Source organism: uncultured Oscillibacter sp., assembly GCF_910584465.1.
GTDB lineage: Bacteria > Bacillota > Clostridia > Oscillospirales > Oscillospiraceae > Oscillibacter.
On sequence record NZ_CAJUBK010000153.1, the window covers coordinates 1 to 1037 of the forward strand.

Sequence of the window (1037 nt, forward strand, 5' to 3'; positions counted from 1 at the left end):
ACGCTACGACTCTTTCGTACTCATATTTGACGGTCCTAGGGGCCAGCTCGGCGTAGATGAGCGTGGTCTTGGGGTCGGTGTGGCCCAGGAGATGCTGGATGATGGTGATATCCATCCCGCTGTTGAGGGCGTTGCTGGCGAAGGTATGCCGCATCAGATGCGGATGGATGCGCATGGGCTCCCCGGCCCGCTCCCCGATCTTCTGGAGCGCCTTCTCCACCGCCCGGGGCTTCATGGCTTCGTAGGGCGCTCTGGAGCTGGCGAACAGTGCCTCGCCGCCCCGCCTCCGGCCCAGGTACTCCTGGAGCATGAGCTTGGCCCGGACGGAGAAGTAGACCGTCCGCTCCTTCCCGCCCTTGCCCAGCACCACCACGCTGCGGCCCTGCCAGTCCACCGCGCCGACCCGGACGCCCACCAGCTCGCTGAGACGGCAGCCGGTGGACACCAGGAACTCCACCAGGGCCTTCTCCTTGTAGGTCCGGCAGCCGTCCCGGAGCCGCTCCAGCTGTTCCGCCGTCAGGGGCCGCCGGGCCTTCGCCCGGTCGATCTTCAGGGACTTGATCTTCCGCATAGGGTTCTTCCGGATCACGTCCTCCACATCCAGCCAGCTGAAGAAGGAGCGCAGGGTGTTGATATGGGTCTGGATGCTGGAGTCCTTCAGGCCGCGCTCCGCGAGATGCCCGATGTAGGCCCGGATGTCGTCCGTGGCGATCTTGGTGATATGCTTGTCCACCTGGGCGGCAAAGGCCATGAGCATCTCGCGGTAGTTCTTCAGCGTCTTCGGGGACAGCCCGTCGATCTTCTTGGCCGCGAGGAACGCGCAGATCCGTTTTTTGAGATCGCTCCGCTCCCTCTGGGGCCCCCGGGCGATGTTGTAGCCCGCCAAGATCGTCTCGATCTCCGCCGTCTTCTCGGGGACCAGCCCGCAAAGCTTATCCAGCAGTTCCTTTTTCGCGTCCATGATCGTGCCCTCCTGTTTTTCTGTCCAGTATAGCAGATGGCGGGATATCAAGCACGCCTTAGTATGATAAGGCGGA

At 63.3% G+C, this 1037-nt stretch carries 1 protein-coding gene; it reads right to left on the minus strand.

Translation table 11 applies throughout. The features are described from left to right. The coding region (gene xerA, locus QZ332_RS13765; protein ID WP_295766476.1) for a site-specific tyrosine recombinase/integron integrase at window positions 1–961 on the minus strand (961 nt) is incomplete at its 3' end. Between the last annotated feature and the right edge of the window lie 76 nt (window positions 962–1037).